Below are 12,224 nucleotides of genomic sequence, written 5' to 3' on the forward strand. Positions count from 1 at the left end.
ACCGGATGGCGGCCTTGGAAGCCGCCGTCGACGCCGACGAGTAAGACCATGGCACGCGAACGCACCCTCTCAGGAATCGTGAGGCCTAGCGTCGACGAACAGGCAGTCGAACGCAACGTCGCCCGTCCGCTCTCGGACGCGCTCGACCGCGCCAGCCAGCTCGCTCCGGACCTCGATCTCCGTGGGGCGCGCCGGCAGGTAAAGCGACTGGGGTCGAGTCTCGGCGGCCTCGGCGGAGCGCTGTCGACCGCCGGGGGCGCCGCAGCGGGTGGTAGTCTCGGCGCGGACGACGTCCAAGAGAAGCAACTGAGCGAACTCACCGATATTCGACGCACCCTCGAGAAGGATGCCCTCTCTGGCGAGGGCGGTGGTGGTGGGATCGGTGGCGGGATCGGCGGGGGTCTGCTCGCTGGGATCGGCTCTGCCCTCGGCAGCGGCAGCCTTCTCGGCGGGCTCGGTACCGCTGCGGGCATCGGCCTCGCTGGCCTCGGTCCGATCTCGGCGTTCATCGGCGCGATCAGCGCGAACGCCGAGAACGGCCCACAGACCGATCCGGGGGCGCCCGACCCGCGTGCCGATACGGGCGAGTCGGCACGAGACACCGGCCGGATGGATTCGAATCCGCTCGTCAACGTCCCCAAGCTCTCGACGATTCGGAAGAAGTTCCAGAGCAGCATGGATCTCGTCCGGAAGCGGTTCAACGAACTCGACTGGCCTCCTCTCCCCAACCTCTCGACGCTCGTCGACTGGCCGGACCTCCCAAAGCTCTCCCAGCTCGTTGACTGGCCGTCGTACCCCAACCTCTCGACGCTCGTCGACTGGCCGGACTACCCGAAGCTCTCGCAACTTGTCGACTGGCCGAAGGAGCCGGCGTGGGTCAAGCAACTCACGAGCACCGTCGACACTCTCACTGGCGGTGGTCGTGGACAGGGTTCGGAACGCGGTCGCGACGGTCGTGCCCTCGAGGGCGGCGACGTCCGCCTCCGGAACAGGGCGAACCCGAACGGCAACCCACAGCTCTTCGGGATCAGCGAGCAGGAGGTTCAGCAGGAATTCGAGCAGATGGGCGACAGCATCCAGCGCGGCCTGGAGAGCGCCATCCGAAGCTTCGACCTCGAGAGAGCAGTCGAGCAGATCATGCTGAACAAACTCGCGGGCCAGAACGGCTCGGTCAACATCCGCAGATGACGCTCGATGCCATCCGGGGCGTCGACGTGATGCACTACATCGTTCGCGAGGCCGCTGCGGACAGCGAAGATCCCCCGCCCGGCGACATCCACCTCGATTTCGGTGTTGAGGTTGAGCAGGCCGCCGCGGTCATCATGGAAGTCTGCCGCCGCCGCGCCGATCGCGAGGGCGCACCCCCGCAACACCTCCCCGACGAGGAGGCCGAGAAGATCGTCGCTGCCCTCCCCGACGAGGTCGTCGAGACGATCCGTGAGGCGGGATGGGTCGAATCGGCGGATCCATCTGACTAGTACCGCTGACACGGATATGAAGAGTTATTTGGGAATCTATGGCGTAACGAATCGACAGACTGCGGCACGGTCCTCCCGGAACCGACAGAATCGGGACGATATAGCAGCTGTTCTTGCTGGTTATCCTCTCGGGACACTGGTAGGTTCGGGGCGTCGGCGGCGTGAGAGTTACCCCACTCGTTCGGATGGATTCGGACTCGTGGGGTAACTCGCGGAAGCGACGGCCGACGGCGGCGCCGATGTCCTCGAAAGAAGAAGCCGCGGCGGTTACGCGTCGATACCTTCCGCCCGCTTGTGATTCGCCTTCGCGCCGGCGAGCGCCAGCGCGAGGGCGGCCCGATCGATGACGTGGTCGGTCGCCTCGCCGGCCAGACGCCACTCGTCACGCTCGACGCGGGTGCGGGCGCTCACCGGCCACCTCCGCGGGGTTCGAGGCGGATCCGAATCTCGATGACGAGGTCGTTCCCAGCGAGATCGCCACCGGAAACGGCCACGTCCGCGTCGGCGGTCCCGGTGCCGTCGCCGCCCGCGTCGCCGTCGACATCGTCGAGAGAGTGTTGCTGCCCACAGGCAGGGCAACGCGCGCTCTCGGCGTCCGCGTCGGCCTCGAACACGTTGCTACACCCGTCGCGGTCGCACTGGATCCGCACCGTCATCGGTCGCTCCTTTCGGCGGCGTGTTGATCCCGCCGGTAGCGTCGGCACATCTCCTCCAAGGCCTGCTTGTGGCTGAGGAACGACTGTGCGTCCTCGTCGAGGAGCGCGTTCAGGTCAACGTCCTCCATCTCCTGCGTGACGCGACAGAGGCCGTCCGCGGCCCGCTCGTGGCGATCGGCTTCACCCATCGGGCGCCACCTCGTCGAAAAGGACGTCGACGGCGTCGCGACCGTCGGACGTGCGGTACTGCTCACACACCAACGCGTACTCCGAGAGGAACTCGCGAACGCGCCAACGATCCAGTTCCTCGGTATCGGTATGGCTGAGCCGCCACCGGGTCGCTTCGAGGACCCACTCGGGCACCGTGATCTCGTACTCAACGGTTCGCTGATGGGTTGGGTCGACGATCGCGCCGTCGTCGGGGACGGCCTCGGGTGGGAAATTCGTCCGCGCGAGTTGGCGCAGGCGTTCAGGTGGCTCCTCGAGCGTCGGCATCGCGTCGAACGGCTCGGGGATGCCTGTCTCGACGGCGTCGGTCGCGGGTGGTCCGCCGGCCGCCGACGCCGGGGCCAACGCCACGGCGCCGAGGGCACCGCGCAGGAGGTCGCGTCGCGTGGGGCCGGTCATCGGTCGAGCACCTCCCCAAGCGCGTCGACGAGTTCCTCGGCATCGGCGGCGGTGAGTTCCACGCGGGCGCTGACGTCCTCGCCCGAGAGTGCGAGGGTCGCGACAGACTCGGACTCGCCGAGCGGTGGGTGTTCGGGCTGGCGCACGTACAGCGACGGGGCGGGATCGGCCGCCTCCATCGTCACGCGCCCGTCGGCGATCTCGAAGCGGCCGCGCTGCCCGACGAGCGTCCGCACGGTCTCACGCATCGGCGCCCTCCCCGCCGGCGCTGGCCGGCGTCCCGAAGCCTTCGCGGTAGCAGGGCCAGCATGGCAGGCCAAGCCCCGCGTTCCAGTCGCCACAGTCACAGTCCTCCGGGCGCTCGGGCTCGGCGTCGCCCGTGACCTCCGCGAGGTCGACGACGCCGTCGTCGTCCTCGTCGAGGAGCTCGCCCTCGTCGCCGGCCTCGATGACTCCGCCGTCCGCGACGACCTCGGCCGTGCAGTCCGAACAGCGGACCGCGTCGTCGCGAGCGCCGGCGCTCTCGGCACAGTGAGTCCGTCCGTGGTCGCACTCCCAGCGCGGGCCGTCGACGTGGGCGCCGAGCTGTGGATCGACGGCGTCAGTGTCGACCCACGCCGGGATCGGGCGCTCGCCCGTGGCGAAAGCGACCCGCCGGCGGTGCTTACAGTTCGCGTCTCGGTACTCCGCGTCGGGACAGGTACAGCGGCCGGCGTCGGCGTCGACGGTGTAGGTACCACCGTTCTCGCCGACGACGGTGTAGATGTCGGCGCCCTCCGGGAGCACGGTCATGCACTCCGAGAGCGCGCGGGCGTCGCGATCGTCGAGGGTCGTGACCGAAGGACTAACTTCGGCCGCGTCGTCGATTGACATGGGTTTCTGCAAGACACCCGGCCCGCGGTCCTTACACCGCGGGCGAATCGAACGCCCCGAGGGGCCGGTGTGTCTCTACCTTTGCGTATGGGCGCAACGGTAATAAATCCTTTGCGTATATCCGCATGGTACTTTGCTAATTCGCGCGAAGTACTTTGCGTGTATCCGCAAAGTCTATACGAAGCGGGTGCGTATATCCGCATAGGTGACTAAACAGTGAGCGACGTGACTCACGACAAGCACGACGAGACGACCGGGAAGTTCGCCGCGGAGTACTCCGCCGAGGACTTCGTCGACGCCGTCGCGGCGCTCGACCTGCCGACGACGAGTGACGTGGCCGACGCCGTCGGGTGCGCCCACCGGACCGCGCTTCACCACCTCAACCGACTAGCGGAGGAGGGCCGGCTCGACAGTCGAATGGCTGGGCGCGCGAAGTTGTGGCGTGTCGTCGAGGACGTCCAGGACGCCGGCGTGACGCCCGACGCGGGGGCCGAGGCTGTTACCCCCGACCGAACACGCGAAGCAGAGAGCGCCGCCGAGAGCGACGTGGTCGACGGCGACATTGTCGATGCCGTCGCCGAGGCGTGGGACGACACAGGCGACCGATTGGCGGCGCGAAAGGCGGCGGCGCGGGCGGTCCTCGACTACGCTCGGGAACACGGAACGGTGTCAAAGCAAGAGGCCAAAGAAAAAATCCGGCCTGAGTACCCTGTCGACGGCCAGAACGCTCGAACGTGGTACCGGAAGAACATCCGGCCAGTACTCAACGAGGCCGCCGAGTACGACAACAGCGCCCGAGCGTATCGACTCGTCGAGGAATAGCGCTCTGTCACGAAACAAACCCCATGAAGGACGACCTCTCTGCACTGGTTCGCGAGTTGGATCGCCTCGAAACTGACCTGCACGACGCCGACGAACACGAGTTCGCCGCACGTGTCGGTCAAGTGCGTGACGACCTCCGCGGTCACGCCGAGGAGGACGTCGACCCGTGACCGACGACGATCCCGACGCCGACGCCGGCGTTCCCGACTCGGATCCGCGGCATATCGACCCCGCCGCCGACCTCGCGGACCTCGTCGAATCGGGCGAGTTCGATATCGAGCTCGAGGACGACCAAGACGCCGAGGACCTCCGCGAGTTCCTCGACGCCGTCGAGCGCGGGGAGATCGCGGCGGACCCCGGCACCGAAGCGACGGTTCGGATCGTGCGTAGCCTTCTCGACGACATCGACAAGGAGTGAGGCGCTCGTATTTCGTGTCCGGCTCGTGCGCGCGAGGCCACATTCTCAATCAAAAAGTTCCTCGGCTGGCTCGTCTTTCTCCTCTTCCGGTGTGACCGACGGGAGAGATTCGGGGCCGAGTGCTTCGAACGCTTCTTGTTCATCAACTACCCCCGCCTGCTCTAGTTCCCGTACCTGAAACACTGAGAGTGCCTCAATACCCTCATTCTCGTACACGTCTTTGGCCTCTGATACCTTCTCCCGCCGGAGTTGCTGGAATAACTCGTTCTCGGCCTCTTGGCGTTCCTGTTCAGTGATAAGGCCGGCTTGCTCCAACTCCTTTAGCTCCTCCATGGAGACGCCTTCAACGCCGTTCTCATCGTATCGGCGTTTGATTTCTCCAAGCGCGCGCTCATCGTTCTTGTCGATTTCAACGTGGACGCGGGCGGTTCGCCCCTGTTGATGCAGTCCTTTCCGAACTCCCCGAGCGATCCACGGTTCAAGCCGTTCAGGGCCGATCACGAGATACAGGAACGCGACGGCTGATTCAATACCTTCTGAGAGTTCCTCATTCTCGTGTGGTGTGAGCACCGCATCATCACTGTCGCGCCAGAATATGGATCGGTAATCGCTATCCTCGAAATACTCGATCAATAGCTGGAAGTCGAGAAGCGCGTTGTACGCCCGTGACCGTATCGCCTGTTCCCGCTTAAGACGTGCCGGAGAGCTGTGTTCTTGCTCGAATTGCTCTGCCCCCTGTCGAATGAACCGCCGGTCGGATTCCGAGAGAACCCCACGATCACGTTTGCCGGCGTCCCCCCGTCCGGCTGAGTCGTTAACCATAGTAGTTAGTACCGTCCGGATAAAAGTTAATGCAACGGAAGCCCTACTTCGGATACGAACGAACGATGGCCGTCACTCGCACAACCGTCACGGTTCACCCCGACCGCGCCGATGGGTTGCGGGACTTCCGCGACGAGAACGACCTCCCGTCCATGGACGCGGCGCTGGCCGAACTACTAAGCCAGCGTGGGGAGTGATGCATCTCATGGACAGTAGCATCGAAGGAAACGCGGTCGGCCCTGCCCTGCCACAGACCAGGCCGACGGCGTCCACCGAATTCGGGCGACGAAGCCCGGTCGCGACGTTGCATCCGCCGTGTACGCCGCGACCGGGTGAGGGCCACGGCGACACGACGCGCAGGCCACCGGCGAGGTGGTGCCTGTGCTAGTTCGTTCAACCTCCGTGGACAAGTTTGTTTCCCTCGTCTCTCGCCGCCCGTTAACGGTTCAGAGCCGGCCTTACAGGCTCTCGAAGCCGGATGACGGATACGACGCACGCTAACACCACCACCGAGACGACTGCATCGGCGCCGCGAAGCGTCGACACCCGGACCGTCGAATGGCGCCCCGACCACCATACTCGCAAGAAAGCCCTCGCGCGGGTGACGCCCACGGCGGTAGTCCTCCAACATATCCGCACCGTCGACCTCGTCAACCTCGGTCCGGCCTCAACCTGCGAGATCGACACCGAGGCAACCGTCGAGGACCTCCCCGACGAGGTCGCTGCCAAGCTGGGGGTGACTCCGTGCCGGTGACACCGACTCAACAGGCGCCCGTCGGCGCTCCCGTCGTCGGCGCCACCGACAAGACGCCGGCACAGACGTACCGCGCCGTCGCCGAGAGCGATCCCTTCCAGGCTGCCCTCGTCGACGCCGTCCGCTCGACCCTCGCCGGCGTGCCCCACCACGCTCGCCGTCGCGAGCTCGAGGACGCCGGTGTCACCGCGGCCGAGGGGGGGTACGCGACAGTACTAACGGCCCTCGATCGCCCCGCGGAGCACGACCGCCACCAGGAGGCCCTCGACACGACCGCACGCTTCGGCGCCGCCGAGGCGTCGATCCTCGGCCACCTCCCCCTCGCCGGCGTCACAGACGGCCCGCTGGCGGCGCTCTCGGCCGCCGAGGCAGCACCGACCCTCGCAGTGCGGCTCTCGTCCGACTTCCGCGAGCGGCCGCACGCGGAGCGCGAGGCGGTCCTCTCGTTGCTGGCTCGCCTGGGGACGGCGTGTGACGTGCGAGTTGTCACGACCGGCCTCACGGCCCGACTGCTGGCCCGGGAACACCGCGACGTTCTCCCGGCCGCGTTTAGCGACGCGGTCGATGCCCACCGGAAGGAGGCACCCACCGTCGACGACGCGGTCGAGGCCGCACGGGTCGAACTGGATCCGAACAGTCGTGAGGTGGCGCTCCTCCGCCGACTCGCGGAAGAGCCGGGCGAGACGCTCCCCTACCGGGAACTCGTCGCGGCGTCGACGGTGTCGAAAGGGCGCGTGTCTCAGCTTCTCGGCGACCTCGAGGAACTCGATCTCGTCGAACGGTACGGCCCCCGGTCGGAGACTCGCGTCGAACTCCGGCCAGCGGGATCGGCGTTTGTGGACGCTCTCGACGCCGAACACGGCCGGCAAGCAGAACTCGACGCTACGTTTAAAGATCAGTCTCAGGTTTCCAAACAGGCCGTGGTAACCCCGCGCGAGCACGGGAGCCCCTCCCCCGCCGAGGCCGATGCCGCCGACAGCACCACCCCTTACCGCACCCGCTACTGCAACCGCCCGGCGCACCACGCTCCCGCTGCGGCGGCTGAGGACGGCGCGATCACCGCCGTAGAGGCTCCTTTCGACGACACTGACACGCGGACTCGGTGGGTCTCGTACAACGACGATCGCGACGAGGTGGTCGTTGCGGTCAGGGCAACTGGGGCCCTCCAGTACACGGTGAGCACCGCGCTGAGTTTAGCGTCGCCGCGGCTGTTCGACCGAGCGCTTCCGACGGACTGCCTTGAGGCAATCGACGTCCCGCCCGAGGTCCTTCGCGACGGCCGGTGCATCGGCGGCCTCTCTGCCGAGGCAGCTGAAGACGGCCAGGAACTCCGCGACCGGCTGATCGAGTGGGGCGAGGACCTCGCCGACATGACGACGCAACTCCACCAGGGCGACCACGAACGAGACCGCGACGCCTTCCGTAGCGATATCGTGCGGTCGGCGCACGGCCTCGCCGGGACGATCGTCCACCTCCTCGATGTCGCCGGCGTCGACGTGGTTCGCGAACTCCGCGTTCCGCGATGGCTCTCCCACGACAAACTCAGCGAGATCGCCCGCGCCGTCACCGTCAGCGCCGCGATCCAGGCAGAGTACTCAGATCGAACGCTGTACAGACAGGTGTACGAGCGCCGGGAGGACAAGCGAGCCGGTGCCTTCAGCGTCGACGTCGACGCCGCCGATCCGCTGGGGCGCTACATCGGGGGGCTCATCCTTCGCGGCCCGGACGTCCACCGTCTTGCCAGGCACGTTGAGGGGCACCTCGCTGCGGGCCCGGCGCCGGTCCACGAGGAGGCCCCCGAGATTGCTATTCAGGTGCCAGTCAAGATCCCCGACCGGAGTACCTACGCCGAGACGGTCGCTCGGATGGGCGGCGAGAAGAATCTCGACCCGACTCGTGACGCTGTCACGATCCTCCGGACACTCACCAGCTCCCCCTACGCCGTCGCTGACGCACTCCACACTCTCGGAAGCGAGGGGATCCCCCGAGCCATCACGCTCGACGAGGTACGAGCTGCTCTCGGCCACCTGGAGGCCGACCGACTCCTCCCCGATGCGCCACCGACCGTCGGTAAGATAATCCAGGCGTTACTCCGGTCGAAAACGGCGCTCACGCCGTCCGACCTGGCCGAGGCGGCCGGCGTATCGACCGCGTCGATCCACCGCCACACGGACACCCTCGCCGCCCTCACGCTCGTCGAGAAGACCGAGGACGGCCTCCGCTTCTCCCTCCCCACTCGCGAGGAACGGGGCGAACCGATCCGCCCGGCGGTCCTCGAGGACACCGCCGCCGCTCGCCAAGACCTACTGTTCGACGTCGTCCTCGCACTGACCGATGACCCCCCGACCGACCTCCTCACAGCCGTCTTCACCGGCGGCACCTACGACGAGGCGCTCCTACGGCGCCGTCTTCCGGACATCGACCCCTGGGTTTACGTCGCCAGGAGCCTCTCCGAGGATCCCGATCTACCCGCGACGACCGTGACGGTCGGGAATCCGACCACACAGACAGCCCTCGCCGACGCTGGGGGTGCTGGATGACAGTCATCCAGGCTACCCTCGGGGATTTCTGCGGGAGCTACGCGTCCGCGCCCGACCCCGAGGTTGACGCCCTCGCCGACGAGATCGAGACGATCCTCACGGACCCGACGCGCTGCACCTACTGCGCGACCCAAGTCCGCGAGTACTACCCTGAGTTCGACGAGGCCGAGGCCGTTCACCTCTCGGTCGGGGATACGAAGGGTGCCTTCCACGCTGCCGGGCACCGCCTCGCCGAGGACGGCACCGTCGACGCTCACCACCGCCTCCGATCGACGACTGAGGCCACGCGGGGGCGCCTTCGCGACGGCTCCCAGCTGTTCTGCGGGACCTGTGGCCGCGTTCCGAACGACGCCGTTGAGGGGAGCCGCCCGACCGAGTGGCTCGTCGAGGTCGCTCAGCACCTCCTTGAGGACGCCGACCACGACGTCGATCGCGAGGTCCTCGCCGGCGCCGTCGACGACGCGAACGACGCGGACACCGACGACTATCACGTCCTCGCGAGGGCCCTTCTCACCCTCCCCCCATACCCCCCGAAATCGAGACGCTGACTATGCTGACACAAGCTTTTTGCCACTGGCTGCACACATATGAATTGACGGCAACCCCGCCCGTAGGAAGGTTCCACCTGGCCGCGGGCGGCGGTACCGGCAGCGGTAGCCGGCGCCTTTTCACACCGACCCATGCCCCAGCTTAGTACCAACATTCGCATCACCGGAGAGACGTACGACCGCCTCGACGAGCTGAAGCGCGACGGCGACTCGTTCGACGACGTGATCCGCCGTCACGTCGATGTCGACGCGTGACCGTCGACAACCCGTGTCGAAGCCGTCAGTAAGTGACCCTGTAGAGCGACGATTTTCAGACATAGACCCGATGAGACACCGATATAGCTGCCTGAACCCCCGGGGGATCGTTCGATGAGCACCGACGCGAGTGCGGGCGCGCGAGAGAGCGGAGCGCCTGCGGTGATCGCGATCACGACGCGGGAGGGACCGTGACCCGGCGCTCGGAGCGCGAGATCGAGCGGGTGGTCGACGAGCTAGCCGGCGCGTCGCCGGACCCCGATCCCGGCCGGCCTACTGAGCAGCCTCTCGACGAGGACACGCGGAAACTGCTCGATGACCTCACCACCATCGACGACGCCGACGACGTCTACGGCGAGACGGATCCCCGAATCAAGCGACTCCACAAGCAGTCCCAGGGGGAGACGCCGTGAGCCAGGAGTCGACGCGCGAGAGCGCCACTCCCGAGGACTACGACGCGATGCTCGAAACGCTCGACGTCGCGATCGAGGAGGCTAGGCGGAAGGTCGAATCGGGGCGTGTCTACGACGCTGAGAACGAGAAGGTCCGGATCAAATGGATTCGGGCACTCGCCTACGCCACCAACGTCCGCCGACAGGTGACGAACGACCGAACGCTCGAGGAGCTGAGCAAGCGGATCGAGGCCCTGGAGGACGCACAGCAATGACCCGGAGAAGCGAGCGCGAACTCGAGCGGGCCCTAGAGGACCTCAAATCCGGCGACCCAAACAGCTGTATCGATGTCGTCTACCGCCACAATCTCGACGGCGAGTTTCGTCGACGCCGACGGCAACCCGACCGACCCCGACCCGGATGCCGACACGATCATCGTCATCAACCGCGAGCTCGTGATGCGACGGGAAAACGCCGAGCAGGAGGGGCGCGATATCCTCGGCCCGGCTGAGGGCACACCCGACGACGTCGACGCCGTCCGCGTGGCGCGGGAGGGGTGACGACCTGCAGGAACGAACGACCGGCGAGCTTGAGCCGGACTGATGCCGACGCCTCGCGATGACCCCCGGAAACGGGCCCACCTGGGGAGAGCGAACAGGGCCCCTGTTCGAGTTCGTCAACTCTCTCTTCCGCCCGAGGTTCGACTCCTTGGGCGGGCTTTGCGATCGCAACTAGCAGCACCGTCCACGGCCGGGTGGCTACCCGACCGCGAATCAGCACCCACTACTGACTCATGAGCCAAACCGACCAACCGAACACCGAACAGAGATTCCTCTCGAAGGTCTGGCGGAAGACCGCCGACGTCGTCGAGGAGACTGAGGACGACATCGAACAGCGCGCGACCGGGGAGCAGGAGCTCCTTGCGGACATCTGCCGCCGAACGGGTGACGTTCTCGAGCAGCGATTGGACACCCGAGGGGCTGCCGAGGAGATCGCCGATCAGTTCGGCATCCCCGCTGACGAGGTGGAGGCGATCCTCGAATCGCACACGACCGACGAGGATGCCGCCGACGGTGAGAACGCACCTGAAGAACTCGCCGGCGACGAGAATCGCGACAAAGTCGACTCCGTCCGCGACGTGGAGCAGCGCGCGAAGGACGCCGACGAAGTCCTCGCCCTCACCGGAACCGCACGACAACGGAAGCACAAACGCGAAGCGAAGGAAAGGGCCGGCGACGGCTACGTCTCCCGGGCACGCCTCCGCCGGATCCGGGAGCGGATGCGTCGACAGGATGATGAGGACGACCCCGAATTCGAGCCCGATTGGTTCGACGAAGAAGCCGATGTCGAGCGCCGAGCCGTCGGGGAGACGTCCGCCGACGCCATCCGCATCGGGGACGACTCGGACATGATGGACGACGTCGAACAGCGGGCCGACGACGACGAGCAAACGTTCGCTGACGCTATTCGCCTGGAGGACTGATCATGCCGGTCGCTACACGGCGGGTTAAAAACATCCGCTCCGAACTCGGCGGTCCGATCCGAGAATTCAATGAGCGCGACGACGTCGAACTCGTCGACTGGCAGATCGTCCCGCAGGCAAAGCATGCAGTCGCCGTCATCGAATACGAGGAGGTGAAGTGATGCCCATTTTCGAAGCCGTCGAGTCACCGGATCCGGGCCACGGTGTTGACCTCCAAGACGAATCCGACAGCCACAATGTGAAGACAGCACTCCGGATTGCGGACACCCGAACCGGGATCGCTGACGGCCACTGCCTCTCCCACCACACCGACCTCGACGAGGTTGAGATCGGCAAGCGGTTCGAGATCTCGGTTGACGGGCGGACGTTCACTCTTCCAGTGGATTATGCAATCACGATCTGTCCGAGCTACGTCCGACACTTCGCCGATGACGGAGCGTCGTACGAGAGCGTTGCTCGGGACCTCCTTCGACACCACTGGGATCAGGACCTCCTCCGCGAACCGTTCGAGTCCGAACAGGCACTGACGCCGGAGGAGCGAATCGCCAACCTCGAG

The 12,224-nt window shown here is 66.4% G+C and carries 23 protein-coding genes; 16 read left to right on the forward strand and 7 right to left on the reverse strand.

All coding sequences use genetic code 11. From position 1 onward, the window contains the following. Positions 1-48 precede the first annotated feature (48 nt). Together HALNA_RS02195 and HALNA_RS02200 are read left to right on the forward strand one after the other, a co-directional pair. The gene (locus tag HALNA_RS02195) at positions 49-1,188 is read left to right on the forward strand and encodes a hypothetical protein (protein ID WP_049934724.1); all 1,140 of its coding nucleotides are present in this window, start codon (positions 49-51) and stop codon (positions 1,186-1,188) included. After that, entirely contained in the window at positions 1,185-1,478 is a 294-nt protein-coding gene (locus HALNA_RS02200) for a hypothetical protein (RefSeq protein ID WP_049934726.1), read from the forward strand. The genes HALNA_RS02195 and HALNA_RS02200 overlap by 4 nt, the downstream gene beginning before the upstream one ends. Positions 1,479-1,745: 267 nt before the next feature. Here the strand turns inward: HALNA_RS02200 and HALNA_RS19710 are convergent, their stop codons facing one another. Genes HALNA_RS19710 through HALNA_RS20810 form a run of 6 tightly spaced genes read right to left on the reverse strand, consistent with a single transcriptional unit; the run spans position 1,746 to position 3,634 of the window. After that, complete coding sequence (locus HALNA_RS19710) at positions 1,746-1,889, reverse strand: hypothetical protein (protein ID WP_157573413.1); 144 nt, start codon at positions 1,887-1,889, stop codon at positions 1,746-1,748. Next, positions 1,886-2,134: a hypothetical protein gene (locus tag HALNA_RS02205; protein WP_049934728.1), complete on the reverse strand. Its 249-nt coding sequence runs from the start codon at positions 2,132-2,134 to the stop codon at positions 1,886-1,888. The genes HALNA_RS19710 and HALNA_RS02205 overlap by 4 nt, the downstream gene beginning before the upstream one ends. Then, the gene (locus HALNA_RS02210) at positions 2,131-2,322 is read right to left on the reverse strand and encodes a hypothetical protein (RefSeq protein ID WP_049934729.1); all 192 of its coding nucleotides are present in this window, start codon (positions 2,320-2,322) and stop codon (positions 2,131-2,133) included. The genes HALNA_RS02205 and HALNA_RS02210 overlap by 4 nt, the downstream gene beginning before the upstream one ends. Then, a complete protein-coding gene (locus HALNA_RS02215; protein WP_049934731.1) occupies positions 2,315-2,761 on the reverse strand; it encodes a hypothetical protein in 447 nt (148 codons plus the stop codon). The genes HALNA_RS02210 and HALNA_RS02215 overlap by 8 nt, the downstream gene beginning before the upstream one ends. Beyond that, on the reverse strand, positions 2,758-3,009 hold the full coding sequence (locus tag HALNA_RS02220) for a hypothetical protein (RefSeq protein ID WP_049934733.1): 252 nt from the start codon (positions 3,007-3,009) through the stop codon (positions 2,758-2,760). Before HALNA_RS02220 ends, HALNA_RS02215 begins: the two co-directional genes overlap by 4 nt. Beyond that, positions 3,002-3,634, reverse strand: a complete 633-nt coding sequence (locus HALNA_RS20810; RefSeq protein WP_157573418.1) for an SWIM zinc finger family protein — start codon at positions 3,632-3,634, stop codon at positions 3,002-3,004. Before HALNA_RS20810 ends, HALNA_RS02220 begins: the two co-directional genes overlap by 8 nt. A 216-nt stretch (positions 3,635-3,850) precedes the next feature. Here HALNA_RS20810 and HALNA_RS20815 point away from each other — a divergent pair, with 216 nt between their 5' ends. From HALNA_RS20815 to HALNA_RS02235, 3 genes are read left to right on the forward strand one after another with little or no spacing between them, the layout of a single operon-like run. Continuing rightward, on the forward strand, positions 3,851-4,456 hold the full coding sequence (locus tag HALNA_RS20815; protein ID WP_211225983.1) for a hypothetical protein: 606 nt from the start codon (positions 3,851-3,853) through the stop codon (positions 4,454-4,456). 23 nt (positions 4,457-4,479) lie between these two features. Continuing rightward, a complete protein-coding gene (locus tag HALNA_RS19720) occupies positions 4,480-4,626 on the forward strand; it encodes a hypothetical protein (protein WP_157573414.1) in 147 nt (48 codons plus the stop codon). Beyond that, positions 4,623-4,874 (forward strand): hypothetical protein, encoded by a 252-nt coding sequence (locus HALNA_RS02235; RefSeq protein WP_049934734.1) that lies wholly within the window; start codon positions 4,623-4,625, stop codon positions 4,872-4,874. Before HALNA_RS19720 ends, HALNA_RS02235 begins: the two co-directional genes overlap by 4 nt. Positions 4,875-4,919: 45 nt before the next feature. On the opposite strand, the gene HALNA_RS02240 is transcribed toward HALNA_RS02235, so the two are convergent. Next, complete coding sequence (locus tag HALNA_RS02240; RefSeq protein ID WP_049934736.1) at positions 4,920-5,696, reverse strand: hypothetical protein; 777 nt, start codon at positions 5,694-5,696, stop codon at positions 4,920-4,922. A 29-nt stretch (positions 5,697-5,725) separates the two neighbouring features. On the opposite strand from HALNA_RS02240, the gene HALNA_RS19725 reads away from it, so the two are divergent. The 11 genes from HALNA_RS19725 to HALNA_RS02280 form a co-directional block, all read left to right on the forward strand. Continuing rightward, positions 5,726-5,893: a hypothetical protein gene (locus HALNA_RS19725; RefSeq protein WP_157573415.1), complete on the forward strand. Its 168-nt coding sequence runs from the start codon at positions 5,726-5,728 to the stop codon at positions 5,891-5,893. Positions 5,894-6,174: 281 nt separating this feature from the next. After that, entirely contained in the window at positions 6,175-6,450 is a 276-nt protein-coding gene (locus HALNA_RS20430; protein ID WP_049934737.1) for a hypothetical protein, read from the forward strand. Continuing rightward, positions 6,447-8,990 carry a helix-turn-helix domain-containing protein gene (locus HALNA_RS02250; protein WP_169719000.1) on the forward strand — a complete coding sequence of 848 codons (2,544 nt, stop codon included), beginning with the start codon at positions 6,447-6,449 and terminating at the stop codon, positions 8,988-8,990. Before HALNA_RS20430 ends, HALNA_RS02250 begins: the two co-directional genes overlap by 4 nt. After that, positions 8,987-9,538 (forward strand): hypothetical protein, encoded by a 552-nt coding sequence (locus tag HALNA_RS02255; RefSeq protein ID WP_049934741.1) that lies wholly within the window; start codon positions 8,987-8,989, stop codon positions 9,536-9,538. The genes HALNA_RS02250 and HALNA_RS02255 overlap by 4 nt, the downstream gene beginning before the upstream one ends. Positions 9,539-9,670: 132 nt before the next feature. Beyond that, entirely contained in the window at positions 9,671-9,793 is a 123-nt protein-coding gene (locus HALNA_RS19190) for a DUF7557 family protein (RefSeq protein ID WP_084509865.1), read from the forward strand. A 191-nt stretch (positions 9,794-9,984) separates the two neighbouring features. Then, a complete protein-coding gene (locus HALNA_RS02260) occupies positions 9,985-10,206 on the forward strand; it encodes a hypothetical protein (RefSeq protein ID WP_049934743.1) in 222 nt (73 codons plus the stop codon). After that, entirely contained in the window at positions 10,203-10,460 is a 258-nt protein-coding gene (locus HALNA_RS02265) for a hypothetical protein (RefSeq protein WP_084509866.1), read from the forward strand. Before HALNA_RS02260 ends, HALNA_RS02265 begins: the two co-directional genes overlap by 4 nt. A gap of 72 nt (positions 10,461-10,532) precedes the next feature. Then, entirely contained in the window at positions 10,533-10,745 is a 213-nt protein-coding gene (locus HALNA_RS02270; protein ID WP_049934747.1) for a hypothetical protein, read from the forward strand. A 233-nt stretch (positions 10,746-10,978) separates the two neighbouring features. Next, positions 10,979-11,668 (forward strand): hypothetical protein, encoded by a 690-nt coding sequence (locus tag HALNA_RS02275; RefSeq protein ID WP_049934748.1) that lies wholly within the window; start codon positions 10,979-10,981, stop codon positions 11,666-11,668. Positions 11,669-11,670: 2 nt separating this feature from the next. Beyond that, a complete protein-coding gene (locus HALNA_RS19730; RefSeq protein WP_157573417.1) occupies positions 11,671-11,829 on the forward strand; it encodes a hypothetical protein in 159 nt (52 codons plus the stop codon). Continuing rightward, positions 11,829-12,224, forward strand: a 396-nt coding sequence (locus tag HALNA_RS02280) for a hypothetical protein (RefSeq protein ID WP_049934750.1), incomplete at its 3' end; no start/stop codon positions are given. The genes HALNA_RS19730 and HALNA_RS02280, both read left to right, overlap by 1 nt.

The organism is Haloplanus natans DSM 17983 (assembly GCF_000427685.1).
Lineage (GTDB): Archaea > Halobacteriota > Halobacteria > Halobacteriales > Haloferacaceae > Haloplanus > Haloplanus natans.

What these genes read in the sequence shown, in the direction of transcription:
- HALNA_RS19725 (WP_157573415.1), top strand. Translation starts at nt 5,726, where the DNA reads ATGCAACGGAAGCCCTACTTCGGATACGAACGAACGATGGCCGTCACT.
- HALNA_RS19720 (WP_157573414.1), top strand. Translation starts at nt 4,480, where the DNA reads ATGAAGGACGACCTCTCTGCACTGGTTCGCGAGTTGGATCGCCTCGAA.
- HALNA_RS02215 (WP_049934731.1), bottom strand. Translation starts at nt 2,761, where the DNA reads ATGACCGGCCCCACGCGACGCGACCTCCTGCGCGGTGCCCTCGGCGCC.
- HALNA_RS19190 (WP_084509865.1), top strand. Translation starts at nt 9,671, where the DNA reads ATGCCCCAGCTTAGTACCAACATTCGCATCACCGGAGAGACGTACGAC.
- HALNA_RS02205 (WP_049934728.1), bottom strand. Translation starts at nt 2,134, where the DNA reads ATGACGGTGCGGATCCAGTGCGACCGCGACGGGTGTAGCAACGTGTTC.
- HALNA_RS02210 (WP_049934729.1), bottom strand. Translation starts at nt 2,322, where the DNA reads ATGGGTGAAGCCGATCGCCACGAGCGGGCCGCGGACGGCCTCTGTCGC.
- HALNA_RS20430 (WP_049934737.1), top strand. Translation starts at nt 6,175, where the DNA reads ATGACGGATACGACGCACGCTAACACCACCACCGAGACGACTGCATCG.
- HALNA_RS19730 (WP_157573417.1), top strand. Translation starts at nt 11,671, where the DNA reads ATGCCGGTCGCTACACGGCGGGTTAAAAACATCCGCTCCGAACTCGGC.
- HALNA_RS20810 (WP_157573418.1), bottom strand. Translation starts at nt 3,634, where the DNA reads ATGTCAATCGACGACGCGGCCGAAGTTAGTCCTTCGGTCACGACCCTC.
- HALNA_RS02275 (WP_049934748.1), top strand. Translation starts at nt 10,979, where the DNA reads ATGAGCCAAACCGACCAACCGAACACCGAACAGAGATTCCTCTCGAAG.
- HALNA_RS02270 (WP_049934747.1), top strand. Translation starts at nt 10,533, where the DNA reads ATGTCGTCTACCGCCACAATCTCGACGGCGAGTTTCGTCGACGCCGAC.
- HALNA_RS02220 (WP_049934733.1), bottom strand. Translation starts at nt 3,009, where the DNA reads ATGCGTGAGACCGTGCGGACGCTCGTCGGGCAGCGCGGCCGCTTCGAG.
- HALNA_RS02200 (WP_049934726.1), top strand. Translation starts at nt 1,185, where the DNA reads ATGACGCTCGATGCCATCCGGGGCGTCGACGTGATGCACTACATCGTT.
- HALNA_RS02240 (WP_049934736.1), bottom strand. Translation starts at nt 5,696, where the DNA reads ATGGTTAACGACTCAGCCGGACGGGGGGACGCCGGCAAACGTGATCGT.
- HALNA_RS02255 (WP_049934741.1), top strand. Translation starts at nt 8,987, where the DNA reads ATGACAGTCATCCAGGCTACCCTCGGGGATTTCTGCGGGAGCTACGCG.
- HALNA_RS02195 (WP_049934724.1), top strand. Translation starts at nt 49, where the DNA reads ATGGCACGCGAACGCACCCTCTCAGGAATCGTGAGGCCTAGCGTCGAC.